The organism is Nonomuraea sp. NPDC001699 (genome assembly GCF_053596455.1).
In genome coordinates this window covers 64,443-88,974 of record NZ_JBSFGF010000019.1, presented here as the reverse complement: position 1 = coordinate 88,974, position 24,532 = coordinate 64,443, and the positions used below count along the sequence as shown (strand labels likewise).

Sequence of the window (24,532 nt, the reverse complement as noted above, 5' to 3'; positions counted from 1 at the left end):
GGTCAGTGGCGCAGGAGGGTCAGCGACGGTTCGGGGGTGACGGTCAGGCGGGCCCGGCCGCCGATCGGGAAGGTGGCCAGCGGGTTGGTGTGGCCGACCTCGACGTTGGCCAGGACGGGGACGTCCCGCAACCCCGGCTGCGTCTCGACGATCTGCTCCAGCAGGGCGCGGGTCATGCGGCTGGCCTGCTGGAACCGTCCGATCACCAGGCCGCGGACGGTCTCGGCGCCCGGCTGCTGGAGCAGCGAGGTGAGGTCGCGGGCGAAGGTGGCCGGGTGCGACTCCAGGTCGTCCTCCACGACGAGCAGCGCGTCCTCCAGTGACGGCATGTACGGCGTGCCCTGAAGCAGGTTCAGGGTGCAGAGGTTGCCGCCCACGACGCGCCCCTCGGCGGCGCCGGGCCGCAGCGGCCACCAGCCTTCGCCGGGGATCGGCTCGCGCTTGTCCTGGTCGAGGAACCACAGGTCGTCGGTCCAGTACGCCGCCGCCGAGAGCTCGACCGGCGCGTCACCGAACAGGACCGCGGTGAACCACTCCAGGGTCTGCTCGAAGTGGTCCCGCATCCCGAACGTCGACCAGTGGGGCCCCGAGTACGTGACCAGCCCGGTGCGGGCGAGGAAGGCGTTCTGCAGGGCGGTGATGTCGGAGTAGCCGCACACGATCTTGGGGTTGGCCCGGATCAGCTCCCAGTCGAGGTGCGGCAGGAGCTCGTTGCTGTTGTAGCCGCCGATGACCGTCAGGATCGCCGCCACCGACGGGTCGGCGAAGGCGTCGTGCAGGTCGGCGACGCGGGAGGCGACGCTGCTGGAGTTGAAGGCGTCCCGCTCGTCGACGTGGCGGCCGTAGGTGAGCGTCAGGCCGAGCTCGGCGAAGCGGGCGTCGATGAGCGCGGTGTGGTCGTGCTCCATGACCATCGCGCGCGAGCAGGCCGGCGCGACCACGCGGACCACGTCGCCCGCCTTGAGCTTGGGGGGATGGATGACGTCCATCTAGCGAAGCATAGGGGAGTCGTTCTCCGCCTCCGCCCACACCGCGAACGAGGCCGCGTCGGCGCCGTCGCCGCAGACCGGGCAGCCGTCCGGGTCGCGCGGCCACTGGGACATGACCTCCAGCTCGCCGGTCTCGAAGTGCACGTCGAGCTGACGGCCCAGGGCGATCGGCTCGGCGTGGCCGGTCACCAGCCGGATCGCCTCGCCGGTGATCAGCGACGCGACCAGCGCGATGTGCGGGGCGAAGGCGATGGTGACCCGGCCGTGCTCGACCCGCAGCGCCCCGGCGAGCTGGGACAGGTAGCTCGGGTCGGCGCGCGTGTAGTACAGGTGCAGGCAGTCCATGCAACCCGTCTCACGCGGGCGCACCGAGAACAACCGGCCGCGGGTGACGAACGAGCCGCCGCAGACGTAGGGCACCCCCTCCTTCACGCAGGCCGCGTTCACCCGCCGCTGCGCGACGAACGGCGGCTCGTCGATCGCGCAGATCGCCACGTCGGCGCCCCGGACGAGCGGGGCGACGTCCGCGGCCGACTCGATCCGGCGCTGCACGGCGGTGAACTCGACGTCGGGGTTCACCTCCTTGGCCAGCCGGGCGGCCACCGCGGTCTTGTACGCGCCGATGTCGCTCTCGCGGTAGAGGGACTGCCGGTTCAGGTTGCCCAGCTCGACCCGGTCGTAGTCGACGGCCGTGATCCTGCCGAACCCGGCCGCGAGCAGCATGGGCAGGATGTAGGAGCCGCCGCCGCCCAGCCCGAGCAGCACGCAGTGGGCGGACCGCAGCCGGTCCTGCGGCTGCTCGCGCGCGGCGGACAGGCCGGCGTAGTGGCTGAAGTAGTTGACGTTGCCCTCGTAGCGGCCGTCCTCGTAGGGCGTGGGCCGCGCTTCCTCAAGGAAGCCGCGCCCGTCCAGGTCGCGGACGGCGGTGAGCACGTCCTCGACGCCGATGCCCGGGTGCGCCCGGCCGACCGCCGCTGCGACCTCGCCGAGCGGCCGCGCGCCGTCCAGCGCCTCGACGAGGGTCCAGAGCTGCCCGTACGGGTCGGTGAAGTCCACCGTGACGCCGGCCTGGGCGCCGATGCGGAAACGCCGGTCGTCCAGCCGGTACACGGGATAGATGGGTTTGACGCGGATGTGGCTGTCCAGGGAGGGGGTCATCGTCGTCCTTTCTTTTCGCGGTCGCTTCGGAAATGGCCGAGCGGGCATCCGGGGAGCGGCCGTTCTCCCCGGATGCCCTGAAACTGTCTGCCGCTGTGTGCGGGTCTACCGTCGGGCTCAGAAAACGATCCAGCTCACCTCGACCGGCGCGTCAGTGCCCAGGTCGCTCATCTCGTAAGTCATGCGATTCACCTCCCTTCGCGAAGTTCCGGACCGGCCCGGAGACGAGGCCGGCCACACCTGCCGCGGCCACCAGTACGGCGCCGAGGACGAACACCGTCCTCGGACCGGCCGCGGAAGCCATGAGTCCCGCGAGCAGCGCGCCCACGGGGAAGATCCCGAACGAGGCCACCAGCAGTGCCCCGGACACCCGCCCGCGCACCGCCGCGGGCAGCGTGGTGTGCACGACGGTGATCAGCAGCACGTTGCCCGCCGCGTTCGCCGCGCCCGCCCCGAGGAAGAGCGCCGCGGGCCAGACCTGGCCCTCGATCAGGCCGACCGCGCCGAGCAGCGCGGCCTGCGGGAGCATCAGCAGCACCGCCGCCCGCACCGGGTTGCGCGGGGCGCGCAGCAGGCCCGCCACGACGCTGCCCGCGAGCGCGCCGAGCCCGAAGGCGCCCAGCACGATCCCGTACACGGTGGAGAACGTCGCCGGCGCGGTCTCGTGCAGCAGCGCGGGCAGCCCGACCTCCAGAATCCCGGCGAAGCCGAGATTTCCGGCGGCGGCCAGCGTCAGGATCACCCTGAACAGCGGGAACCCGCGCACGACGGCCCACATGCCGGCCCCGCCGCCGCCCTGCTCAGGACGCACCCGTCCGGGGCGCGGCCGGACGAACCAGAGGGTCGCGACCGACACCGCGAACGAGGCCGCGTCCACGGCGAGCGCCGGCCCCGGGCCCAGCCGGGCGACGAACACGCCCGCGACCACCGGCCCGGTCAGCGCGACGGCCTGCGCGGTCGCGTAGTTGCGGCTGTTGGCGCTCTGGACGTGCCGCTCCTCGACGATGTCGGGGATGACGGCGAAGTTCGCCGGCAGGAAGACGCCTCCGGCCAGGCCGAGCACCGCCGTGCCCGCCGCCAGCGCCCACAGGCGGTCCTCGCCGTTCCAGGCCAGGGCGCACAGCAGACCGGCGGCCGGGGCCCGCACGACGTCGGCCGCCAGCATGATCGGCCTGGGCGTCCAGCGGTCCGCGAGCGGGCCGCCGAGCACGAGACCGAGCAGCCGGAAGAGGCCGTAGACCGTCAGCACCGTCCCCAGGGCCGCGGTGCCGTGCCGCAGCAGCACGATCCCCGGGAGGGCGACGACGTAGAACTGGTCGCCGAAACCGGACAAGCCCTGGCCGGTGACGAGCAGCGCCAGCGACGACACCGGAGAACGGCGGCGCCCGGTGACGTGTCCGGCGGGGATCGAGTGTTTCGACGAGTGGCTCACGTCATGGAGGGCGTTCCACCCCGTTCCAGGGCCGTTCCATGGAGGCGCCGAACGGTCGTCCGCCATCAGCCCGAAACCGGACGTTGCTCAATAATTCCGGCGACAGTGTGCACGTTTGTTATGGACGGCCGATAAACGTGCGACCACAATGCCGCCGACGGGACTATTGATAAAGTTGCAAACCCCTGTCAATCGAGCCGAAGAACTGGCAAATGTAGGCCGAATGTAGCCATTCGTGTTCCGCTAGCACACGGGCCGGGGCCGGACAAGGAGTTGCTCGCCGTTCAGCGGCGTGAATAACTGACGCTCAATACCCGGCGGAGAGCCGGGGAGACATTCAAAAAGCTGCACGGACGGGTGCCGCGACCAACGATCCCCGTCCGTGGAGCACCATTCGATGCAGAGGGAGCCTACCCACGATGTCGCTGAAACGCACGCTCTCGACAACCGCGCTGATCGCACCGCTCGCGATTCTGGGCGCGACGCCGGCCTTCGCCGACGAGCCCCGGCCCGTTCCCGGCAATCCGAACGTGGTCGTCGGCTTCGACGACGACACGGAGATCTTCCGCGCCAAGTCCTCCGCTCCTTCCCTGGCGATGGCCTGCCCGCCTGGGGAGGTCAGTTATCGGGTCTCCACCTACAGCAACAGCCACAAGGCGATCGGCCCGACGCAGTCGAACCACAACAGCACCTCGCACGCCGCGACGTCCACCTTCACCGCCACCGTCTCCGGCACGGTCTCGGTCTCCTGGAACGTCTCCGGCAGCCTGAAGGTGGACAGGCTCATCGCCGGGGCCGAAGTGGCCACGGGCGTGAATCTGTCCGCCAGTCTCACGGCTTCATTGGGCAACACCATCTCGATCCCGACTCCCGCCCGCAAAACCACCACCGCCACGTACGGCGTCTGGCGCAAGAAGACCAACGGCGTTTATCACGTATGCGGCCAAAAGCCGAAAAACGTAACCGCCTGGACTCCATGGCGCGTCGGCTGGTACCTCAAACAAAGGTGATCTCGACATGATGATCCGACAGGTGGCGTCTCTCGCCATTCCCTGCTGCCTTCTCGCCCTGGCGACGGCCTGCACGGCTGCGCCTCCGACCGATCCGGCGGCTGAGCGGCGGGACGCCACCCCGTCGGCCCCTCCCAGCAAGACAGCGGCGGTCCCTCCCACCGAGACCCCGGCGAGCACGCCGCCGCCCGAACCCGCGTCCCTGCGCCTGCCGGGCATGGAGGCCGGCACCATCACCGTCCTCAAGGCGGGCCCGAGGAAGGGGTCCATGGTCGTGGGCGACGTGCCCCCCGGCAAGGACGAGCTGTGGGTCCTGTTCCGCTGCCGGGGGGAGGGCAAGGCGGAGATCATCCTGGAGCCGGGCATCGACATGCCCTTCACCTGCCTCGACGACATGATCAGCCCCATCATGAACCGCCTCGATCTGGGCCGCAGGAAGACCCTGACGGTACGGGTCCAGGCCCCGGACTCGGTCGAGTGGGCCTTGCGCGTGACACGCTGAGGATGGTGTTCGCGGCGGGGTGCGGCACGCCGGGTGAGGAGGAACTCCGGGGTGAGATCCGTCCTGGAGCCTAGGGTGTTTGCCATGGTCAAGTGGCTTGTACTCCTGCTCGCTTGCGCGTTGACCGGGTGCGCCGGTCCTGTCGGGACGGCCGGGCGCACGTCGGCGCCCACTTCCGAATCCGCGTCCGAACCCGCGTCCGAATCCACGTCCGGCTCGTCCACGTCGCCGCCCGACGCCGCCGGCGGCGCGGGCGGGCGGGAGTTCGGCGGGTGCGGGGACGCCCGGTGCGAGGTCACCCTCAGGGCGGGGGACGTCCTGAAGTTCGGGCAGCGTCACGGGATCTCCCGCTTCGCCGTCGGGAGCGTCGAGGGCGACAAGGTCACCTGGGAGGCGGACTTCACCGGGGCCGGGGACATGAGCTCCCAGGGCGAGCAGGGCGGCTCGTCCACCTGCAAGTTCGACGAGGGCGGCGGCTGCACGGGCTACATCCGGGGCGTCACCACGCTCACCCTGAACGACGTCGTCCTGCGCTTCCTCTCCTTCGACCGCGGCCGCGCCGTCGTACGGGTGACCCCCAAACGATGATCGCCTGCCGGGAGGCCGTTCCGGCATGAGCGCGCAGCCGAGCAGCCGGACCAGCGTGATCGTCACCATGGTGGTCGTGGCGACGCAGGCCGTCGTCCTCGGGGTGCTGGCGGCGGCCACCGGCTCGGCCATCCTGTACGCCGAGGCCATGTTCAGCGTGGCCGACCTCGGGGTGGAGGCGTTCCTGCTGATCGGGCTGGCGCGGGTGGCGCGTCCGGCCGACGAGCGCCACCCGCTGGGCTACGGGCAGGAGATCTTCTTCTGGTCGTTGTTCGCCGCCGTGGGGCTGTTCGTGGGCGGGGGCGTCGCGTCGATCGTGGAGGGCCTGGGCGAGCCGTCGGCCTCGGGCGGTACGTACGCGCTGGGCTACCTGGTGATCACCCTGATCACGGTCAGCGACGGGTGGGCGCTGGCCGTCTCGGTACGGGCCCTCGGCGCGCGGGCCGCGGTGACCGGCCGGTCGTTGTGGTCGGAGCTGCTGGCCGGGAGCGACCCGGCGGCCAAGACCGTCACGCTGGCCAACGCGGCGGCCGTGGTCAGCGGCCCGATCGCGCTGGCCGGGCTCGGGCTGCACCAGGCGACCGGGAACGAGGTCTACGACTCGCTGGGCAGCGTGCTGATCGGGATCCTGCTGGTCGCCGTCTCGGGTCTGCTGCTGCGGCTCAACCAGAACCTCGTCGCCGCGCCCAGCGTGGACGCCGCCGACCTGGCCCGCATCCGCCGCGCGATCGCCGAGGTGCCCGGGGTCGCCGGGGTGCGCAGGGTGATCGCGGTGATCGTGGGCCCTCACCAGGTCATGGTGGCCGCCCGGGTGACCCTCACCTCGGCCACGGACCTTCCCGGGGCCGAGCGGGCGATGTCGGCAGTGGAGGAGCGGCTGCGGCGGCGTCCGGAGATCCGCGAGGTCTACGTCACGCCGGTCGCCCCGGAATGAGCCCGCGCCCTGTCACGTCGCGGCGACGGCACCCGGGGGTGCGGGTCCTGGAGAGCTTCCTGGAGGAGGCTCGGGTTCTGGAGGAGGGCTCTGATCTCCTGGCTGATCGTGTTCATGGCGGCGCTCAGGTCGAGCAGGAGCCGGTCGGCCGCGGCGGGGTCGGTGCGGTGGCCGGTGGCGGCCGCGTCGACCGTCCCTGCCAGGTCGCGCAGGGCCCTGCCGAGCCCTTCGTGCAGGTCGTGGTGGAGGCGGCGGCGCTCCTCATCGCGAATGGCGAGCACGCGTTCCCTGGTCCGGCGCAGGTCCGCGACGACGGCCGCGGTGTGGGCGGCGTCGGCGACGTACGGGGTGACCGCGGCGACCGCCCGCGGATCGGCGAACGGGGTGATCAGCAGGCGGCCCACCGCCCGTCCGTGCCACACCAGCGGCACGTCATGAGCGACCGGCCCGGGATCGCCCGACGTGATCCGGACACCGGTCAGATCGTGGACGACCGGCCCGGGATCGCCCGACGTGATCCGGGTGCCCGGCAGTTCCACGGCGACCGCGGTGGCCGGCAGTCCTTCCCGTACCAGCTCGATCACGGCGGCCAGCGCGGCCTGCGGGCCGTTGGCGGAGATGGCCCGCTGGAGCCGCCGGACGAGCAGCGCACGAGCCCGGCCCCGCACGCCGGGCAGCCGGTCGAGCAGGCGCCGCGCGGCGGGCGGGGTCATGGCGGTCGTGGCGGTCGTGGCGGTCGTGGCGGTCGTGGCGGTCATGGCAGTTGCCGGATCGCGGCCACCGACGCGGTCACGACCAGGGCGGCGCCGATGCCGACCCAGAGCCCACGCCGGTCCGAGTCGCGGGTCATCGCCAGCGCCCCGGCCCCCAGGCTCAACGCCAGCAGGTAGAGGGCGTGCCAGGCGGGCGAGCCCGGCAGGAAACCCACGCCCTCCAGGTACGGCGGCGGCCCCCACCGCGCGAACTCGACGTACAGGCCCAGCATGGACAGCGTCGAGTGGTGCGGCTCCACCCGCTGGTTGACGACGATCAACGCGAGCATCACCAGGACGGACACCCCGGGCCACGGCAGCCACCGGGCCACCGCCACCCCCAGGAAACAGGCGCCTAGCATGCACAACGGCCCCGCCGCGATCTCGTGGACGCTCGGGAAACGCTCCACCTCGACGTCGGCGACCACGTAGACGGTCACCATGACGGCCTGGATCGCGCAGGCCAGCAGGAACGGCCCCAGCCCGGCCAGGCAGCAGGCCGCCGTGCGCAGGTTCCGGCCGACGGGGGTGACGGCCAGCAGTTCGTCCGTGCCCGCGCGTCTGGTGGCCGAGGCCGTGAGCGTCGCGGCGAAGAAGATCGGCAAGCCCCACAGGACGACGAAACCGTTGGTGAGCGCGCTGTAGGCGGGCCGGGGCGCCCATTCCGTGGTGGCGAGGCCGAGCAGGTACAGGGCCAGGCCCGCGATCGCGAGCGGGTGCAGCATCAGCCGCCGCGTCTCGGCCAGCGCGAGCGCGGGCAGCAGGTGCGCGGGCAGCGGATGGACGGGCTCGCCGCCGTTCTCCAGCGAGTCCGGTGCGTCCGGCGTGCGAGGCGTGCGGGGGGTGGCCGACTTGCGGGGGGTGTCCGGAGGGGAGGCGTCGGGGTCGCGGGTCATGCCGAAGCCTCCGTGATGTCCGTGGTGTTGGTGGTTGTGGTGAGGAGCAGCAGGTAGCCGTCCTCCAGGGTCGGGTCGGCGGGGCGGGCGTTACTGGGGGCGGGGCCGAGGCCGCGGTACAGGCCGTCGCCGGTCCGCCGCGACGTCCCTGCCGCCTTCTCCGCCGACACCCAGACCTGCCCCTCGGCCAGCGCCCGGAGCTCCCGAGGAGCCCCCGCGAACACGCACCGGCCCGCCTTGAGCACGGCCACCCGGTCGCAGAGGGCGGCGACGTCGTCGGTCTGATGGGTGGACAGCACGACCGTACGGTCCTGGCCGAGGCGCGCGACCAGCTCGCCGAACAGCAGCCGCTGCTCCGGGTCCAGCCCGGCGGCGGGCTCGTCCAGGAGGATCAGCTCGGGCTCCCCCAGCAGGGCCTGGGCGATGCCGAGACGCCGCCGCATGCCGCCCGACAACGTACGGACCCGCCTGCCGCCGACGGACGTGAGCCCGACCTCCTCGATCACCCGGCGCACCTCGTCGTGCCTGGACCGGCGGTGTGTCATCTCCTTCAGGATCGCCACGTAGTCGACGAACTCGAAGACGGTGACACCGCGTTGGAAGCCCAGGTCCTGCGGCAGGTAGCCGAGCCGCCGCCGGATCTCCAGCCGTCCGGCGGCCGGGTCGCGGCCGAGCAGCCGCAGCTCGCCCTCGTCCGGCGCGAGGACGGTCGCGAGGACCCGTACCAGGGTGCTCTTGCCCGCGCCGTTCGGGCCGAGCAGGCCGGTGACGCCCTTGCCGGCGGTGAGGGTGAGCCCGTCCAGGGCCCGGACGCGGCCGTAGGTCTTCACCAGGCCGACTGCCTCGATCATGAGAACTCCCTGCGCCGGACGACGAGCAGGACGACGGACACGACGGTGACGGCCAGGTAGCCGGCCTGCCCGGCGGCCCCGAACATGGCCAGATCCGGCTCGCGTACGTTCGTGCCGAGGACCGCGGCCACCCAGGGGACGGTCACCGCGATCGCGCAGCGGCGCGGGTCGTACCGGCTGGACAGCGCCAGGGTCAGCGAGGTGAGGGCGAGCGAGGGCAGCAGCCACGCGGCGGTCGCCCAGCCGCCGCCCGGCAGGGTCAGCCCGGCCGCCAGCGCCAGCGCCGACGAGGACGCCACCACGGCGGCGGCCCGCATCAGCATCAGCCGGAACGTCGAGTACGGCGCGGCCAGCCCGATCTCGTAGGCCGGATCCCCGTCCCGCCCGAAGGCCACGGCGACCCCGGCCACCGGCACGACCGGCGCCAGCGTGAGGAACGTCAGCAGCCCCCACCGGTTCGTCTCCCCTGAGGCCAGCGCGGCGAAGAACAGCGCCACGGCGCTGGCGGCCAGCCACGGCAGCCGCAGCGAGACCGTGGCCCCGAGCAGCCGGGCCGTGTGCTCGCGCACCCCGGCGGCCCGCACCAGCCGTTCGACCGGGCGGGGCGCGGGGGCGTCCACGGTGTCGGCGATGTCGTCCCAGACCCGGTCCAGGCGGGCCCGCGGCACCCGCGGGGCCAGCAGGAGGCGGCACTGCTCGCAGGCCAGCAGGTGGGCCTCGACGGAGGCGGCCGGCGTCGCGGGCAGTTCGCCCGCCGCGTACGCCGCGGCCATGCCGTCGTCCATGTGCCAGGTGCTCACGCCAGTTCCTCCCTCAGCAGCGCGCGGGCGCGCATCATCCGGGTCTTGACCGTCCCCACGGGGATGCCGAGCAGCCGTCCGGCCTCGCGGGTGGTCAGGCCGTCCAGGACGGTCGCCTGGACCACGGCGCGCAGCTCCGGGGAGAGCCGGTCGAGCGCCCGGCCGAGCTCGCCGTACTCGATGCCGAGCAGCACCTGCTCCTCGGCGGAGACCATGACCTGCTCGTGGGCGGGCAGCACCGCCGCGGGGCGGCGGCGTAGGTGGTCGAGCAGGCGGCGCACGCCGATCCCCCAGATCCAGGCCGCGACCTCGCCCTGCCCCTTCCAACTGCGCGCGGTACGCCAGACCGCGACGAAGGTGTCCTGGACCGCCTCGTCCACCAGGGCGGGGTCGGCGCAGCGGCGGGTGAGCCGGAGGAGGAGCCAGGGCGCGTGCCGGGCATAGAGGACTTCCAGCGCACGCCGGTCGCCGTCGGCCACGGCCTCCAACAGCCGGGCGTCCTGCCACGTCTCGTGCTCGCTCACGGGAGCCCGTTCATCGGTGTCATGCCTCTCTGTCGCATCCCTCCGCTCCGGCGGTTCACGAACTGGGATGCGCGTTTCGCACGACAAGGGGGATGTGAGAGGAAAGGTACTGGTGACACCGACCCGACCGAGCCCCCGGGAAGCCGGTCCGCTCAGGGAACCGGCCTCCCGGAGGCAGGCCCGGTCACTCCTCCGGGAAGTGGCAGCTCACCTGTCGTCCCCGTACCGTCGTGAGCACGGGCGGCTCCGTCCGGCACAGCGACCGGGCCTTCGGGCAGCGCGGATGGAAGGCGCAGCCGGGCGGCGGCGCGAGCGGGCTGGGCGGGTCGCCGTGCAGGACGATGCGCTCCCGCGTCGCCTCCACCTCCGGATCGGGCACCGGCACGGCCGACAGCAGCGTGCGCGTGTACGGATGGGCGGGATCGGCGTAGACGGTGGCCGAGGAGCCGGTCTCCACGATCCGGCCCAGGTACATGACGGCGACCGTCTCGCACATGTGCCGCACCACCGACAGGTCGTGCGCGATGAACAGGTAGCCGAGCCCGAGGTCGGCCCGCAGGTCGGCGAGCAGGTTGACGATCTGGGCCTGGATGGACACGTCCAGCGCCGAGACCGGCTCGTCGCAGACGACCAGGCGGGGACGGGAGGCGAGCGCGCGGGCGATGCCGATCCGCTGCGCCTGGCCGCCGGAGAACTCGTGGGGGTAGCGGTCGGCGTGCTCGGCGTCCAGGCCGACGAGCCTGAGCAGCTCGACGACGCCGTCCCGGTCCACGGTCCGGCGCGGTCCGGCGACGATCTGCCGGACGGTGTGGCGCGGGTTGAGCGACGCGTACGGGTCCTGGAAGATCATCTGGAGCAGTCCGCGCATCGGCAGCAGGGCCCGGGGGCCCAGGTGGGTGATGTCCTGGCCGTCGAAGGTGACGGTCCCGCCGGTGGGCTCCAGCAGCCGGACGATCATGCGCCCGGTCGTGGACTTGCCGCAGCCCGACTCGCCCACCAGCCCGAGCGCCTGGCCCTCGGGCACGTCGAAGCTCACGCCGTCCACCGCCCGGACCCGTTGCCCGCGGCGTACGGGGAAGGTCATCCGCAGGTCGCGTACGGAGAGCATCAGTGGTCGGCTCCTTCCAGATGGCACGCGACCCGGTGGGGCTCGCCCGCGAGCGGCGGTCGCGTGGTCGCGCAGACGTCGAGGGCGGCCGGGCAGCGCGGGTGGAACCGGCAGCCGGATGGCGGCGCGAGCAGCGAGGGCGGCGCTCCCGCGATGGCCCGCAGGCGGGCACGGCCCGGGTCCGCGCCGGGCACCGAGTCCAGCAGGGCCCGCGTGTACGGGTGCAGCGGCCGTTTGAAGATCTCCCTGGCCGGCGCGTGCTCCACGGTCCGGCCGCCGTACATGACCAGGACGTCGTCTGCCATGCGCGCCACCACGCCCAGGTCATGGGTGATCAGGACGACCGCGAGCCCCCGGTCGCGCTGGATGCGCGCGATCAGGTCGAGGATCTGCGCCTGGACGGTCACGTCCAGCGCCGTCGTCGGCTCGTCGGCGATCAGCACGCCCGGCTCGCAGGCCAGCGCCATCGCGATCATCACCCGCTGCCGCATGCCGCCCGAGAAGCGGTGCGGATGCTCCCCGGCGCGCCGCCGCGGCTCCGGGATGCCCACCTCGGCCAGCATCTCGACCGCCCGCTCACGAGCCACCCGCCTGCCGGTACGGCGGTGCAGCCGGTACGCCTCGGCGATCTGCTCCCCCACGGTGAAGAACGGATGCAGCGACGACAGCGGATCCTGGAAGATCATCGAAACCGCGCTGCCGCGCAGCCGGCGCAGCCGTTCGGCCGGGGCGCCGACGAGCTCCTCCCCGTCGAGCTCGATCGACCCGGCGACGGTCGCCCGGCGGTGCAGCCCGAGCACGGACAGCGCGGTCACCGACTTGCCCGACCCGGACTCGCCGACGACGCCCAGGGTGCGCCCCCGCGCCACGCCGAACGACACGCCGTCCACGATCCGGACGTCGCCGAAGCTCACGGACAGGTCGCGCACGGAAAGGATCACGAGTACCTCACCCTGGGGTCGATGACCGCGTAGACCAGGTCCACGAGCAGGTTGGCCAGCACGATGAAGAAGGCCGCGAGCAGCGTCGTGCCGAGGATCACGGGCTGGTCGGACTTGACGATGCCGTCGTAGGCCAGCCGTCCCACGCCGGGCAGGCCGTACACGGTCTCGGTGATCATCGCGCCGGCGAGCAGGCCGCCCAGGTCCATGCCGAAGACAGTGACGACCGGGGTCATGGCCGCGCGCATGCCGTGCTTGGCGACGACGGTCCGCTCGTGCAGGCCCTTGGCGCGGGCCGTCCTGATGTACGGCTCGGCCATCGTCTCGATCATCTGCGCGCGGGTGAGCCTGGCGTACATGGCGGCGTACAGGGCGGCCAGCGTGACCCAGGGCAGGATCAGGTTGCCGGCCCAGGCGGCGGGGTCGTCGGTGAGCGGCACGTACGCCGGGTACGGCAGCAGCCCCGTCACCCGTACCACCAGCAGGAGCAGGACCATCGCCACGAAGTAGACCGGCAGGGAGGCGCTGGTCAGCGTGGCGATCATCAGCGTCCGGTCCAGGGCGCTCCCCCGGCGCAGCGCCGACACCACCCCGACCGTGACGCCCACGACCAGCCACAGCAGGGCCGCGCCGATCGCCAGGGACGTGCTGGCCCCCAGCCGGTCGATCAGCAGGTCCCAGACCGGCAGCGCGTTCTGGTAGGAGAACCCGAGGCAGGGCACGTGGCAGCCGGGACGTCCGGCGAAGATGCCCGCGACGTAGCCGCCGAACTGCTCCCACAGCGGCCGGTCCAGCCCCATCTGCGCGCGCACCTCGGCTACCCGCTCGGGCGTGCAGGTCTTGCCGCACGCCTGGACCGCCGGGTCCGACGGCAGCACGTAGAAGATCACGAAGGTCACCGCGCAGATCACCAGCAGCACTCCGGCGACCGCGAGGGCCCGCCTGACCAGGTACGACGTCACTGCGCCGCCCCCTTGGGGTCGATGGCGTCGCGCAGGGCGTCGCCGAGGAGCGTGAAGGCGAGCACGGTCAGGAACAGACAGGTGCCTGGGATGAGCAGGTACATCGGGTCCACCTCGTACCAGAGCATCGCCTCCTGGATCATCTGCCCCCAGGAGGCGGTCGGCGGGCGCACCCCGACGCCGAGGAACGACAGCGCCGCCTCGGTGCCGATGTTGGCGGGCACGGCGAGCGTCGCGTACACGAGGATCGGCGCGGTGATGTTGGGCATGATCTCGCGGAAGACGATGACGCCGTTCAACGCGCCGCCGACCCGGGCGGCGTCCACGTACTCGCGGTGCTTGACGGAGATCGCCTGCCCGCGCACGATCCGCCCGATGTACGGCCAGCCGAACCCGCCCATCACACACACGAGCAGGACCATGCGGTCGCCGTCGGGCATGACCGAGATGAGGGCGATCATGAAGATCAGGCTCGGGAACGACATGAGCAGGTCCATGGTCCGGCTGATCACCGCGTCCGCCCAGCCGCCGAGGTAGCCGGCCAGCAGGCCGAACACGGTGCCGAGCAGCACCGACACCAGGGTCGCCAGGGTGGAGACGAGCAGCGAGACGCGGGCGCCGTACACGATGCGGCTGAAGACGTCGCGGCCGTTGACGGGCTCGACGCCGAGCCAGTGCTCGCCGCTGACGCCGCCCAGCATCCCCTTGGGCACGCCCGCGAGCTCCTGGTCGATCGCGGCCGGGTCGAAGGCGTCCGGCGGCCAGCCGTTCACCTGGGTGAGCAGCGGCGCGGCGAGCGCGACCAGCACCAGGACCGTCACCACGGCCAGCCCGAACCGGGCGGCGGCGCCGCCCAGCAGGCGCCTGCGGACCAGCCGGGCGGGCGGGCTCGCCGTGACGACCGTCGCCGTCATGTCCGGATCCGCCGGAATCCGGGGTAGCCGTTCCTCACTGCTGCTTCACCCCCAGGACGGCGAAGTCGAGCTGCCCGGACCAGACGGGATGGCCCACGGCGCCGGAGACGCCCTTGCCGACCAGGATCGGCTTGCGGTCCCACGCGTACGGCACCGCCGGCGAGGACTGCATGACCTGCCGGTCGAGGTCGATCCAGGCGGCCTCGGCGGCCTTCGGGTCGCTCATCGCCTGGATCTCGTCGATGCGCTTCTGCACGGCCTCGTCCTTGAACTGCCAGACGTTGCCCGAGTTGCCCTTCTCGACGATCGTGCGCCCGTCGAACAGCAGCGGCAGGAACGTCGCCCCGGACGGGTAGTCGGGGCACCAGCCGTAGGTGAACAGGTCGGGCGTCTTGGCGGTGTCGCCGACGGTGTCGTAGTAGACCGAGGGATCGACGGGGGTGAGCACGACCTCGACGCCGGCCCGCTTCAGCGACGCCTGCACGGCCTCGCCGAGCGCCTTGTCACCGGTCGAGATCGTCATCCGGACGTTCAGGGTCCGGCCGCCGAGCAGGGCCTTGGCCTTCTCGACGTCGCCGCCCGGGGGCAGGCGGAACACGTCCTGCGGCGTGCCGCCCGACAGGGCCGGCGGCAGGTACGAGGTGGCGATCGAGGTCATGGCCGGGCCGCCGGCGGCGGTCTGGAGGGCCTGCTTGTCCAGGGCGAAGTGCACCGCCTGCCGGGCCTTCACGTCGTCGAAGGGCGGCTTGGAGGTGTTGAAGCCGATCATGTCGGTGCACCCCGACATGGCGTTGACCAGCCGGGACTTCACGTCGGGCCGGGGCAGGATCTTGGCCAGGCTGGCGGCGCTGACGTCGGTGTAGGCGATCGAGGTGGCGTCCTCGCCCCTGCTCTCGATGAGCCGGTCGTCGATCACGCCCTGCCGCAGGCCCTGCTTGACCACGATGCGGTCGGGCGCGGCCTTGCGCACCGGGTCGGTGGCCGCCGACCAGTGCGGGTTGCGGACGAGGACCATCTCCTTGCCGCGGTCGTAGCGCTCGATCTTGTACGGCCCGGAGGAGAAGGGCCGGTTGTCGTACTGCGCCACGGTCTCCTTCGCGGCCGGCACCGGCGCGAACGTCGGCAGCGTCACCGTGGAGGAGAACTCGGCGACCGGCCGCTTGAGGCGGAAGACGATGGTCCTGTCGTCCGGGGTCTCGATCGAGTCCAGGTGCCTGCCCTTCAGCGGGCCCTTGTAGCCGTCGGCGTCGGCCAGGTAGAGCTGGGCGTAGTTGGGGCCGCCGGGCAGCTCGGGGGCGAAGGAACGCTCCACGTTGTACTTGATGTCCTTCGAGACGACCGGGGTGCCGTCCTCGTACTTCACGCCCTCCTTGAGGGTGAAGGTCCACACCTTGCCCCCTTCGGAGGCGGTCCCCAGGTCGGTGGCCAGATCCGGGACGATCTCGTGGCTGCCTGCCTTGAAGGTGGTGAGGGTGCGGTACAGCAGCCGGATGCCGAAGTCCATCTGGGGCATCGTCCAGTTGCGGGCCGGGTCCAGGTGGGAGAAGTCCTGGTTGGACAGGATCGTCAGGGTCCCGCCCCCGGCCGCCGCCGGCGCGGGCGCGGCGGCCTTGCCGCCGCCGCAGGCCGCCACGCCGAGCAGCAGCCCCGCGGTCAGCACGTTACGGAGAGTCACGGATCACTCCAGTGAGGTGAGAGGGGCCAGGGCCGGGACCGGCGGGAGGGGGGTTCGCCGGCCCCGGCGCCCGGGCGGTCTAGTACTCGGTCTTGACGCTCGCGCCCGAGAAGGTCTGCGCGGCGTGGAGGCTGATGTAGTTGTAACCGGCGGGCGGGTTGTTGATCACCAGGGTCTCGGCGTTGCCCGACGCGGTGGAGCGCTGGGTGTAGGCCGAGGTGGTGGCCCAGGTGGCGGCGTTGTAGTAGAGGTCGGCGTTCCCGGTGCCGCCGGAGGCGGTGATGGTCAGCCGGGCCGTCCCCGCGGGCAGGTAGATGTAGAGGTAGGCGTAGTTGCCCTGGGTGGCCGACAGGTTGCCGCGCTTGCAGTTCCTGTCGAGCTTGCGGGTGTCGGAGGCGGTGCACTCGGGCGTCGAGCCGCCGCCGGTCGAGACGGTGACCTGCTTCGACGTCGTCCCGGTGGCGCCGCCGTTGTCGGTGACGGTCAGCGTGACCGTGTACGTGCCCTGCGCCGCGTAGGCGTGCGACGGGTTGGCCGTGGTGGAGGTGGCGCCGTCGCCGAAGTCCCAGCGGCGGGAGGCGATGGTGCCGTCGGAGTCGGTGGAGGTGTCGGTGAAGGAGGCGGTCAGGCCGCTGGCCGTGGAGGTGAAGTTCGCGGTGGGCGCCTGGTTGCCGGTGCCGCCTCCGGAGCACGCCCCGGCCGCGCAGGCGGCGAGCCAGGTGTTCCAGTCGGAGTCGTAGCGGCTGCCGATCGTGCTGGTCAGGAAGGACCTGGCGGTGCTCCACGCGCCGCTGCGGTACGAGCCCAGCAGCGTCGCGACGTCGGCCGGGTGCTTCTCGAACATGTAGCGGACGGCCAGGTAGCCCCACCGGTAGATGCGGGTGGTGTCATGGTCGTAGGTGGTGTTCCACAGCGTGCTGAGGGCGTACGTGCGGTTGCCGGCCTCGGTGATCGCCGCGTCGTAGACGACCTTGCGGTAGGAGTAGGAGACGTACTCGGCGAAGCCCTCGATCCACCAGATGGTCGGCGTGCTCACCCCGGCGTTGAAGTCGCCGTACATGTCGAAGCGGCCGTCGAGGTAGTGGGTGTACTCGTGGTTGAGGTTCCAGATCTGGAAGTCGGGGCGCAGCCACTCGGCCTCGTAGGCGATGAACCTGGGCTGGTTGCCCGCGGCGGCGGGGTCGCCCTCCAGGTACATGCCCCCGTTGTTCGTGTCGATCCCGAAGATCGCGCCGGCGTAGGTCTGGTAGTCGGTGCTGGAGTCGAAGACCACCACTTCCAGCGTGGTGTTGTTGTCGTTCGCGACCGGGCCGTTGTCCTTGACCAGGTTGTGGAAGAAGGCGTCCTGGTTGGCCAGGCTGGCGCAGGTGGAGGCGAGCTGGCCGGCGGTGACGTCCTGGGCGCGGATCCTGATGCTGGCGCTGCACGTGTGGGTGATCGGCAGCACGGTGGTCGCCAGGCGGTTCGCCAGGTCGCAGGTGCCGTAGTAGGAGCAGTTGGCCTTGTCGTAGGCGTCGGTCATCTCGGCCACGCCCACCCACAGCGGCGCGGTGGCGCCGGTGATGGCGCTGCGGCCGATCAGGTTCTTGGCCAGCGGCCGGACGACGGCCTGCATGGCCGTGTGCTGCAGGAAGCGGCCCAGCTCGCGCCCGGCGTTGGAGACGAGGTAGGAGCGGTCGGTGCCGAGCATGTTGAGGTGGTTCGTGGCGAAGGAGTTGAGCGAGTCCAGGACGCTGCGGTCGGCCTGCACGGCGCTGACGAACGCGGGCACCTGGTGGCCGCGGAACAGCACGGTGTAGACGTTGTTGACCGCGTTGAGCATCCACCACGACGCGTCGTAGGAGCTGTTGTAGCCGTCGAGCAGGCGCTTGACCACGTACAGGTAGCGGTCGTTCTGCTCGGCGCTGTCGATGAGGGTGACGGCCTCGCCCAGCACCTCGCCGTTGGCGTCGCTGACGGTCGAGGACCGGGAGGAGGCGAAGAAGGCGTCCAGGCCGGACCGGATCGCGGTGATGAGCGCCTGGCCGTAGGTGCCGACGTCGCCGGAGTTGTACCAGTGGACGTAGTAGCCGGCGCGCAGGTAGAGGACCAGTTGCGCGGTGCCGGTGGAGTTGTCGCCCGGGTAGTTCGCCGAGTTGTCGCGCAGGGCGTAGGCGACGGTCGTCATCTGCGCCTCGCGGAAGGCGTTGTAGGCGTCCGTGCCGGTCAGCATGAACAGGGTGTTGACGCAGTCGGTGGCGCTGGCCTTGATCTGCTGGACCAGGGCGCTGCCGGTGCGGCTGGTGAAGTCGGAGACGTTGCAGGCGGCGGCCGCCGCGACGCCCTTGCGCGCCGACGGTCTCGGGCGCTGCGGCTGCGTGGCGGGTTCGTCGTAGTCGCGGCGCAGGGCGTCCTTGGCCGCGGGCTGGGGGGCCCGGTCACGGGTGTCGAGCCGGGTCTTGCCGACGTGCGGGGCTTCGTCGGACGGGGCCGCGAGGCGGGCGGCCGGGGGCGGTTCGGCCTTCGCGCTCGCGGGTGCCGCGGCGAACGGGGAGAGAAGGGCTAAGGCGGCCAGGGGAACGACGAGCCGCCAGCCGTGCAGGACCTTGCGCACAAGAACCTCCGGGGGGTATCCGCATGGATGCGAGGTCGGGTACGAGTGTGCGGTCCGTCCGGAGGGCGTGGTCATACGACGCCGCATAAGTGTTGCCTATGGGCGTCCCGAAGACGTCGCCAAGAGCCATCACATGTCACATAATCCTGAGCTATGGACCTGGATCTCCGGCATCTCCGAATGGTCTGTACGATCGCCGAAGCGGGCAGCGTCACCAAGGCGGCCGCGCGCCTGGGGCTGTCCCAACCGGCGATCACCACCCAGCTCCGCAGAATCGAGGAGATGGTGGGTGGTGAGCTGTTCACCCGCAGCCGGAACGGCGTCCAACCCACCCAGCTCGGACGTCAGGTCATCGCCCGCGCCCGGATCGTCCTGTCGGAGATCGACGCGCTCTTCGGCGACCTGCACGACGCGAACCCGTCCGTCACCGGGCTCCGGCTCGGCTGCAGCCACCTGGCGTGCGTGGCCAGCGTGGTGGACCGGGTCGGCGAGGCGTTACCCGGCCGGTCGATCTCCCTGCGCATCGAGCCGTCCAGCGTGCAGCTCGCCGACGCGCTCACCCACGGCCAGCTCGACGCCGCGCTCATGGGCATGATCGAGGGCTTCGACGTCACCCTCACGCCGCCCGTCGTCACCCGCACGCTGGTGCCCAGGTATCCCATCTTCGTGGCCATGTCCGCCGGGCACCCGCTGGCCGAGCAGCCCCAGGTGCACCTGTCCGACCTCAGGAACGAGCGCTGGATCAGCCCGCCCGGCGCCGACGACGGCTCGCTCGCCGCCCTGCGCGCCTCCTGCCGGGCCGCCGGATTCGAGCCGGACGTGCGCTACGACGCCCCCAGCGGGGCCGGGCGCCCGCTGGTCGCCGCCGGGCTGGGCGTGCGCCTGGTGGACCCGACCTGGCCGGTGCCCGAGGGCACCGCCGTACGGCCGCTGGTGGGCGAGCCGCAGGTCGGGCACCTGGTCATGGCCTGGCGCAGGGACCTGATCGGCCCCGACGCGGCGGCGGCCATCTACCGCGGGCTCGCCGCCGCCTTCGAGGACCACATCGACGACAACCCCATCTTCCGCCAGTGGTGGGACGAGCACCCGGGCGCCCATCCCCTCCCCTGACGCCCGCGATCAGCGCGCCAGCCGCAGCGTGACCAGCTCGAACGGCCGCAACGTCACCGGGATCGACGGGCCGGGCCGCTCGGGCTCGGCCAGCGGGCGCTCCAGCAGGTCGGTCACGGTCACCGAGGTGACGGGGAAGCCGGCCGTGAGCGTGGCCGCCGCCCGTCCGCCGCGCGACTCGTGGAAGCGCACGACCACGTCGCCGCTGCCGTCGTCGGCGAGCTTGACCGCGGTGATCACGACCGCGTCGTCGTCCACCGTGACCAGCGGCGCCACCTCGGCGTCGCCGGACAGCACCCGTTCGGGCAGGTTGACGAACCAGCCCTCGCGCACCGCGTCGCCGATCGTCGCGCCGGGCAGCAGGGCGTGCCGGAAGGTGTGCCTGCCCTGGTCGGTCTCGGGGTCGGGGAAGCGGGGGGCGCGCAGCAGCGACACCCGCAGGGTCGTGGTGGTGCCGCCGTCCTCGCGGACCGTGCGGGTCACGTCGTGGCCGTAGGTGGAGTCGTTGACCACGGCCACGCCCCAGCCGGGCTCCTCCAGGTGCACGAACTTGTGGTTGCACGCCTCGAACTTGGCCGCCTCCCAGCTCGTGTTGGTGTGGGTGGCGCGGTAGGCGTGGCCGTACTGGCTCTCGGAGGCGTAGCGCTCGGCCCGCACGTCGAGCGGGAAGGCCAGCTTGAGGAACTTCTCGGTCTCGTGCCAGTCGACCTCGGTGGCGATGTCGACGCGCCGCTCGTGCAGCGAGATCACCTGCGTGACGGACGAGCCGCCGAACGAGCGGGTGACCCGGACCGAGCCCGGCCGCTCGCCTGCCGTCACCTCGTCGGCGTCGGTGAGGTCGCGGACGGTGTTGCGGTAGAACTCGTCCACGTCCCAGGCGTCCCACATGTTGGGGAAGTCCTGGTGGAGCTGGAGCAGGTTGGCGGCCTGGCCGGGGGGCAGGGTCTCGCGCCGGGCGCGCAGGTCGTAGGCGGAGACGATCAGGCCGCGCCCGTCCACCTCGACCCGGAGCAGGCCGTTGTCCAGCACGTAGCCGCCGCCCTCCCGGGGCTCCCTGCCGGTCGCGGCCCCCGGTACGGCCGCGGCCGCGCCGCCGGCCGGGACGCCGTCGCGGGCGTGCGGGGCCGCGTTGAAGACCAGTTCGCGGGAACCGTCCCCGGCCAGGGCCCGCTGGGCGCCGGCGATCAGGCCGTTCAGCTCCTCGGCCAGCGCCGCGTAGGTGTTCCTGGCCTCGCGGTGCACCCAGGCGATCGACGAGCCGGGCAGGATGTCGTGGAACTGGTGCAGCAGCACCGTCTTCCAGATGCGGTCGAGCTGCTCGTACGGGTACGGCGCCCCGGCCCGTACGGCGGCCGTGGCGGCCCACAGCTCGGCCTCGCGCAGCAGCGACTCGCTGCGCCGGTTGCCCTGCTTGGTCTTGGCCTGGCTGGTCAGCGTGGCCCGGTGCAGCTCCAGGTAGAGCTCGCCCACCCAGACCGGCGGGCTGGGATACTCGGCCTCGGCCTTGGCGAAGAAGTCGGCCGGGGTCTCCCAGGTGACGGTGGCCGAGCCCTCCAGGTCTCGCAGCCGGGCGGCCTTGGCCACCATCTCGCGGGTCGTGCCGCCGCCGCCGTCGCCCCACCCGGTGGGGGCCAGCGAGTGCCGGGCGACGCCCTTGTCCTTGAAGTTGCGGGCGGCGTGCGCGATCTCCCTGCCGTTCATCGAGCAGTTGTAGGTGTCGACCGGCGGGAAGTGGGTGAACACCCGCGTCCCGTCGATGCCCTCCCACAGGAACGTGTGGTGCGGGAACGTGTTCGTCCGGCTCCAGGAGATCTTCTGGGTGAGCAGCCGCTTCGAGCCCGCCGCCTTGATGATCTGCGGCAGCCCGGCCGCGAAGCCGAACGTGTCCGGCAGCCACACCTCCTCGTTGTCGACGCCGAACTCGTCGATGAAGAAGCGCTTGCCGTGCACGAACTGGCGGGCCATGGCCTCGGAGCCGGGCATGTTCGTGTCGGACTCCACCCACATGCCGCCGGCCGGGACGAACCGCCCGGCCGCCACGGCCTTGGTCACCTTGGCCCACACCTCGGGCCGGTGCTCCTTGATCCACGCCCACTGCTGGGCCTGCGACATCGCGAAGACGAACTCCGGCTCGTCGGCCAGCAGCGCCGTCATGTTGGAGGCCGTACGGGCCACCTTGCGGACGGTCTCGCGCAGCGGCCAGAGCCAGGCCGAGTCGATGTGCGCGTGCCCGACCGCGCTGATCCGGTGGGCCGAGGGCACGGCGGGCGCGGACAGCACGCCGGCCAGCTCGGCGCGGGCGGCCTCGGCGGTGGCGTTGACGTCCTGGAGGTCGATCGTGTCCAGGGCGCGGTCGATCGCCCGGGTCAGCTCGGAGCGGCGGCCGCTGTCGGCGGGCAGCTCGTGCATCAGCTCCCCGGCCACCTCCAGGTCGAGGATCAGGTTCCACACCGTCTCGTCGAACACGGCCAGGTCCATGCGCACCAGCCGGTACTGCGGCTCACCGCCCGCCGTCTCCCTGTCGCCGAGCGGGGTGGGCACGAACGGCTTGTAGCCGAGCACGACCGGGTTGGAGGCCGCCTCGATCCGCAGCTCGACGTGCTCGCCGCCGGTCACCGGCGCGCCGACGCGCACCCACTGGTTACGCGGGTTGAGCCCCTTCACCGGCGTGCCGTCGGGCAGGTAGACCAGGCCCTCGCACTGGAAGCCCGGCATGTTCTCGTCGAAGCCGAGGTCGAGCACCGCCTCGACGGTCCGGCCCGCCCAGTCCTCCGGGACCGTGCCGGTCACCGTGAACCAGCTCGTGCCCCACGGCGCGCCCCACGCCGTGCCGACCGCGATCGGCTCGGCGGGCGCGGCCAGCCCTTCGGCGACGGGCACGGGCTCGCCCGGCGCGTGCCAGACGCGTACGTCCATCGGCACGGACTCGGGGTAGACGGCCGGACGCAGACGTTCGTCCAGCACGCGCTTGAGACGGGCCTCGACCAGTGTGCGGTCGTCATGCATCGGAGAGCTCCCTAGAGGTGGCGGGTCAACCCTTGATCGCGCCTTCCGCGACGCCCCTGAAGAAGAAGCGCTGGAGGGACGCGAACACGATCACGATCGGCAGGAAGGAGATCATCGTGCCCGCCGCGATGAGGCGGGGGTTGGCCGTGAACGTGCCGTTGAGGTACTGCAGGCCCACGGTCAGCGTGTAGTGGTCGGGGTCGTTGAGCACGATGAGTGGCCACAGGAAGTCGTCCCAAGCGCCGATGAACGCGAAGATCGTGATCACACTCAGCATGCCACGGACGTTCGGCAGCCCGATATGGCGCAACCGCTGCCATGCGGTCGCCCCGTCGATGATCGCGGCCTCGTCCATCTCGGGCGGGATCGAGCTGAAGGCGACCCGCATGAGCAGCACGTTCAGCATGCCGATCGCGCCGGGCAGCGCCACGCCGGGCAGCGTGTCGGCCAGGCCGAGGTCGCGGACGATCACGTACTTGGACACGATCGTCACCTCCTCCGGCAGCACCAGTGTGGCCAGGAACGCGCCCAGCAGCAGCTTGGCGCCCCGGAAGCGCAGCTTGGCCAGGGCGTAGCCGGCCAGCGTGGCGCCGACGGCGTTGCCGGTGACCACGATGGCCGCCACGACCACCGAGTTGGCGGCGTACGACCAGACCGGGATCGTGCGGGCGACCTCCACGAAGTTGTCCAGCGTGGGGTGCTCGGGCAGGAAGGCCGGCGTGCTGGTGTAGATGTCCTCGTCCAGGCTCTTCAGCGACGTGGACAGCTGCCACAGGAACGGCGAGACGGTGATCGCCAGCATCAGCAGGAGCAGCGCGTACCGCAGCGCCCGCTCCCCCGGCGAGATCGTGTTGAGCGAGCCCCCGCCCATGGGGCGGCGCCGGTGGGCCGGGTCGGTGCGCGCCACCTCAGGCCGCCTTCCTGTCGAGCCGCAGCAGCAGGAGCATCGGGCCGATCGTGATCACCAGCAGCACGAGGCTCAGCGCGGAGGCGTAGCCGAGATGGCCGGAGAAGCCGCGGCTGTACATCTGGATCAGCATGACCAGCGACATGTCGCGTCCGCCGGGGCCGCCGGTGCCGTTCGACAGCACGTACAGCTCGGAGAAGACGCGCAGCGCCGACACCGACACCAGGACCGAGACCAGCAGCATGGTGTTGCGCACGCCGGGGACGGTGACGCTCCAGAACCTGCGGATCGCGCTCGCGCCGTCCACGGCGGCCGCCTCGTGCAGCTCCCGCCGGACGTTCCCGAGCGCCGACAGGTAGATGATCATGTAGTAGCCGAGGCCCTTCCAGACGGTCAGGCTGATCGCGCTGAACAGCAGCAGCCACCGGTCGGTCAGGAACGGCACCGGCGCGGCGACCACGCCCAGCCACTGCGCGAAGCCGTTGACCAGGCCCCGGTCGTCCAGCAGCCAGCCCCAGATCAGCGCCACCACCACGGCCGAGGCCACGACGGGCGTGTAGAAGGCGGTGCGGAAGAACATGATCCCGGGCAGCCGCTTCTCCACCAGGATCGCGATCAGCAGCGGCAGCATCGTCAGCAGCGGCAGGCAGACCAGCATGAACACGACGCTGTTGACCAGCGCGTCCACGAGCTGGTCGTCGTTCAGCACCCGTTCGGCGTTGGCCAGGCCGGTGAAATGCCCGCCGCCGAGCGGCTTGGCGTTCGTGAACGACAGCACGATCGTGTTGATCGAGGGCCAGACGTTGAACGCCACCAGCCAGACGGCGGCGGGCAGCACCAGCAGCCACGGCGTGAACCAGCGGCGGTGGGTCATCGGCCG

At 71.8% G+C, this 24,532-nt stretch carries 22 protein-coding genes; 5 read left to right on the top strand and 17 right to left on the bottom strand.

Going from position 1 to position 24,532, the window contains the following annotated elements; genetic code table 11:
- Positions 1–2: 2 nt before the first annotated feature.
- From ACWCSU_RS38965 to ACWCSU_RS38955, 3 genes are all read right to left on the bottom strand, one after another.
- Positions 3–989, bottom strand: coding sequence for a S66 family peptidase (locus tag ACWCSU_RS38965; protein WP_364099467.1), 987 nt, complete (start codon positions 987–989; stop codon positions 3–5).
- Entirely contained in the window at positions 990–2,147 is a 1,158-nt protein-coding gene (locus ACWCSU_RS38960; RefSeq protein ID WP_364099470.1) for a HesA/MoeB/ThiF family protein, read from the bottom strand.
- A gap of 151 nt (positions 2,148–2,298) precedes the next feature.
- Entirely contained in the window at positions 2,299–3,579 is a 1,281-nt protein-coding gene (locus ACWCSU_RS38955) for an MFS transporter (RefSeq protein ID WP_449941878.1), read from the bottom strand.
- Positions 3,580–3,998: 419 nt separating this feature from the next.
- On the opposite strand from ACWCSU_RS38955, the gene ACWCSU_RS38950 reads away from it, so the two are divergent.
- The 4 genes from ACWCSU_RS38950 to ACWCSU_RS38935 all read left to right on the top strand — a co-directional run bounded on the left by ACWCSU_RS38950 (position 3,999) and on the right by ACWCSU_RS38935 (position 6,613).
- On the top strand, positions 3,999–4,589 hold the full coding sequence (locus ACWCSU_RS38950; RefSeq protein ID WP_449941876.1) for a hypothetical protein: 591 nt from the start codon (positions 3,999–4,001) through the stop codon (positions 4,587–4,589).
- A gap of 7 nt (positions 4,590–4,596) precedes the next feature.
- Positions 4,597–5,091, top strand: coding sequence for a hypothetical protein (locus ACWCSU_RS38945; protein WP_449941874.1), 495 nt, complete (start codon positions 4,597–4,599; stop codon positions 5,089–5,091).
- Positions 5,092–5,175: 84 nt separating this feature from the next.
- On the top strand, positions 5,176–5,679 hold the full coding sequence (locus ACWCSU_RS38940; protein WP_449941872.1) for a hypothetical protein: 504 nt from the start codon (positions 5,176–5,178) through the stop codon (positions 5,677–5,679).
- Between the two features lie 25 nt (positions 5,680–5,704).
- Complete coding sequence (locus ACWCSU_RS38935; protein WP_449941870.1) at positions 5,705–6,613, top strand: cation diffusion facilitator family transporter; 909 nt, start codon at positions 5,705–5,707, stop codon at positions 6,611–6,613.
- On the opposite strand, the gene ACWCSU_RS38930 is transcribed toward ACWCSU_RS38935, so the two are convergent.
- The 11 genes from ACWCSU_RS38930 to ACWCSU_RS38880 all read right to left on the bottom strand — a co-directional run bounded on the left by ACWCSU_RS38930 (position 6,586) and on the right by ACWCSU_RS38880 (position 18,629).
- Complete coding sequence (locus ACWCSU_RS38930; protein ID WP_449941868.1) at positions 6,586–7,371, bottom strand: hypothetical protein; 786 nt, start codon at positions 7,369–7,371, stop codon at positions 6,586–6,588. The genes ACWCSU_RS38935 and ACWCSU_RS38930 overlap by 28 nt on opposite strands.
- Positions 7,368–8,261: a hypothetical protein gene (locus ACWCSU_RS38925; RefSeq protein WP_449941867.1), complete on the bottom strand. Its 894-nt coding sequence runs from the start codon at positions 8,259–8,261 to the stop codon at positions 7,368–7,370. The genes ACWCSU_RS38930 and ACWCSU_RS38925 overlap by 4 nt, the downstream gene beginning before the upstream one ends.
- The gene (locus tag ACWCSU_RS38920) at positions 8,258–9,112 is read right to left on the bottom strand and encodes an ATP-binding cassette domain-containing protein (protein ID WP_449941865.1); all 855 of its coding nucleotides are present in this window, start codon (positions 9,110–9,112) and stop codon (positions 8,258–8,260) included. The genes ACWCSU_RS38925 and ACWCSU_RS38920 overlap by 4 nt, the downstream gene beginning before the upstream one ends.
- The gene (locus tag ACWCSU_RS38915; protein WP_449941863.1) at positions 9,109–9,912 is read right to left on the bottom strand and encodes a zf-HC2 domain-containing protein; all 804 of its coding nucleotides are present in this window, start codon (positions 9,910–9,912) and stop codon (positions 9,109–9,111) included. Before ACWCSU_RS38915 ends, ACWCSU_RS38920 begins: the two co-directional genes overlap by 4 nt.
- A complete protein-coding gene (locus tag ACWCSU_RS38910) occupies positions 9,909–10,436 on the bottom strand; it encodes an RNA polymerase sigma factor (protein ID WP_357706814.1) in 528 nt (175 codons plus the stop codon). The genes ACWCSU_RS38915 and ACWCSU_RS38910 overlap by 4 nt, the downstream gene beginning before the upstream one ends.
- A gap of 184 nt (positions 10,437–10,620) precedes the next feature.
- Complete coding sequence (locus ACWCSU_RS38905) at positions 10,621–11,544, bottom strand: ABC transporter ATP-binding protein (RefSeq protein WP_449941861.1); 924 nt, start codon at positions 11,542–11,544, stop codon at positions 10,621–10,623.
- A complete protein-coding gene (locus ACWCSU_RS38900; protein ID WP_449941859.1) occupies positions 11,544–12,485 on the bottom strand; it encodes an ABC transporter ATP-binding protein in 942 nt (313 codons plus the stop codon). Before ACWCSU_RS38900 ends, ACWCSU_RS38905 begins: the two co-directional genes overlap by 1 nt.
- The gene (locus ACWCSU_RS38895) at positions 12,482–13,447 is read right to left on the bottom strand and encodes an ABC transporter permease (protein WP_364099505.1); all 966 of its coding nucleotides are present in this window, start codon (positions 13,445–13,447) and stop codon (positions 12,482–12,484) included. Before ACWCSU_RS38895 ends, ACWCSU_RS38900 begins: the two co-directional genes overlap by 4 nt.
- Positions 13,444–14,361 (bottom strand): ABC transporter permease, encoded by a 918-nt coding sequence (locus ACWCSU_RS38890; RefSeq protein ID WP_357706819.1) that lies wholly within the window; start codon positions 14,359–14,361, stop codon positions 13,444–13,446. Before ACWCSU_RS38890 ends, ACWCSU_RS38895 begins: the two co-directional genes overlap by 4 nt.
- 34 nt (positions 14,362–14,395) lie before the next feature.
- A complete protein-coding gene (locus tag ACWCSU_RS38885) occupies positions 14,396–16,036 on the bottom strand; it encodes an ABC transporter substrate-binding protein (RefSeq protein ID WP_449941858.1) in 1,641 nt (546 codons plus the stop codon).
- A gap of 79 nt (positions 16,037–16,115) precedes the next feature.
- A complete protein-coding gene (locus ACWCSU_RS38880) occupies positions 16,116–18,629 on the bottom strand; it encodes a collagenase (RefSeq protein ID WP_449941856.1) in 2,514 nt (837 codons plus the stop codon).
- Between the two features lie 153 nt (positions 18,630–18,782).
- Here ACWCSU_RS38880 and ACWCSU_RS38875 point away from each other — a divergent pair, with 153 nt between their 5' ends.
- The gene (locus tag ACWCSU_RS38875; RefSeq protein WP_357706823.1) at positions 18,783–19,739 is read left to right on the top strand and encodes a LysR family transcriptional regulator; all 957 of its coding nucleotides are present in this window, start codon (positions 18,783–18,785) and stop codon (positions 19,737–19,739) included.
- Between the two features lie 9 nt (positions 19,740–19,748).
- On the opposite strand, the gene ACWCSU_RS38870 is transcribed toward ACWCSU_RS38875, so the two are convergent.
- Genes ACWCSU_RS38870 through ACWCSU_RS38860 form a run of 3 tightly spaced genes read right to left on the bottom strand, consistent with a single transcriptional unit; the run spans position 19,749 to position 24,526 of the window.
- Positions 19,749–22,745, bottom strand: coding sequence for an alpha-mannosidase (locus tag ACWCSU_RS38870; protein ID WP_449941854.1), 2,997 nt, complete (start codon positions 22,743–22,745; stop codon positions 19,749–19,751).
- Between the two features lie 25 nt (positions 22,746–22,770).
- Positions 22,771–23,652: a carbohydrate ABC transporter permease gene (locus tag ACWCSU_RS38865; protein ID WP_364099523.1), complete on the bottom strand. Its 882-nt coding sequence runs from the start codon at positions 23,650–23,652 to the stop codon at positions 22,771–22,773.
- 1 nt (position 23,653) lies between these two features.
- Positions 23,654–24,526 carry a carbohydrate ABC transporter permease gene (locus ACWCSU_RS38860; RefSeq protein WP_397045177.1) on the bottom strand — a complete coding sequence of 291 codons (873 nt, stop codon included), beginning with the start codon at positions 24,524–24,526 and terminating at the stop codon, positions 23,654–23,656.
- Between the last annotated feature and the right edge of the window lie 6 nt (positions 24,527–24,532).

Excerpts from the sequence above, each read along its gene's own strand:
- ACWCSU_RS38950 (WP_449941876.1), top strand. The coding sequence starts at position 3,999 with ATGTCGCTGAAACGCACGCTCTCGACAACCGCGCTGATCGCACCGCTC.
- ACWCSU_RS38870 (WP_449941854.1), bottom strand. The coding sequence starts at position 22,745 with ATGCATGACGACCGCACACTGGTCGAGGCCCGTCTCAAGCGCGTGCTG.
- ACWCSU_RS38940 (WP_449941872.1), top strand. The coding sequence starts at position 5,176 with ATGGTCAAGTGGCTTGTACTCCTGCTCGCTTGCGCGTTGACCGGGTGC.
- ACWCSU_RS38945 (WP_449941874.1), top strand. The coding sequence starts at position 4,597 with ATGATGATCCGACAGGTGGCGTCTCTCGCCATTCCCTGCTGCCTTCTC.
- ACWCSU_RS38965 (WP_364099467.1), bottom strand. The coding sequence starts at position 989 with ATGGACGTCATCCATCCCCCCAAGCTCAAGGCGGGCGACGTGGTCCGC.
- ACWCSU_RS38920 (WP_449941865.1), bottom strand. The coding sequence starts at position 9,112 with ATGATCGAGGCAGTCGGCCTGGTGAAGACCTACGGCCGCGTCCGGGCC.
- ACWCSU_RS38935 (WP_449941870.1), top strand. The coding sequence starts at position 5,705 with ATGAGCGCGCAGCCGAGCAGCCGGACCAGCGTGATCGTCACCATGGTG.
- ACWCSU_RS38875 (WP_357706823.1), top strand. The coding sequence starts at position 18,783 with ATGGACCTGGATCTCCGGCATCTCCGAATGGTCTGTACGATCGCCGAA.
- ACWCSU_RS38925 (WP_449941867.1), bottom strand. The coding sequence starts at position 8,261 with ATGACCCGCGACCCCGACGCCTCCCCTCCGGACACCCCCCGCAAGTCG.
- ACWCSU_RS38905 (WP_449941861.1), bottom strand. The coding sequence starts at position 11,544 with ATGCTCTCCGTACGCGACCTGCGGATGACCTTCCCCGTACGCCGCGGG.
- ACWCSU_RS38860 (WP_397045177.1), bottom strand. The coding sequence starts at position 24,526 with ATGACCCACCGCCGCTGGTTCACGCCGTGGCTGCTGGTGCTGCCCGCC.
- ACWCSU_RS38960 (WP_364099470.1), bottom strand. The coding sequence starts at position 2,147 with ATGACCCCCTCCCTGGACAGCCACATCCGCGTCAAACCCATCTATCCC.
- ACWCSU_RS38930 (WP_449941868.1), bottom strand. The coding sequence starts at position 7,371 with ATGACCGCCACGACCGCCACGACCGCCACGACCGCCACGACCGCCATG.
- ACWCSU_RS38890 (WP_357706819.1), bottom strand. The coding sequence starts at position 14,361 with ATGACGGCGACGGTCGTCACGGCGAGCCCGCCCGCCCGGCTGGTCCGC.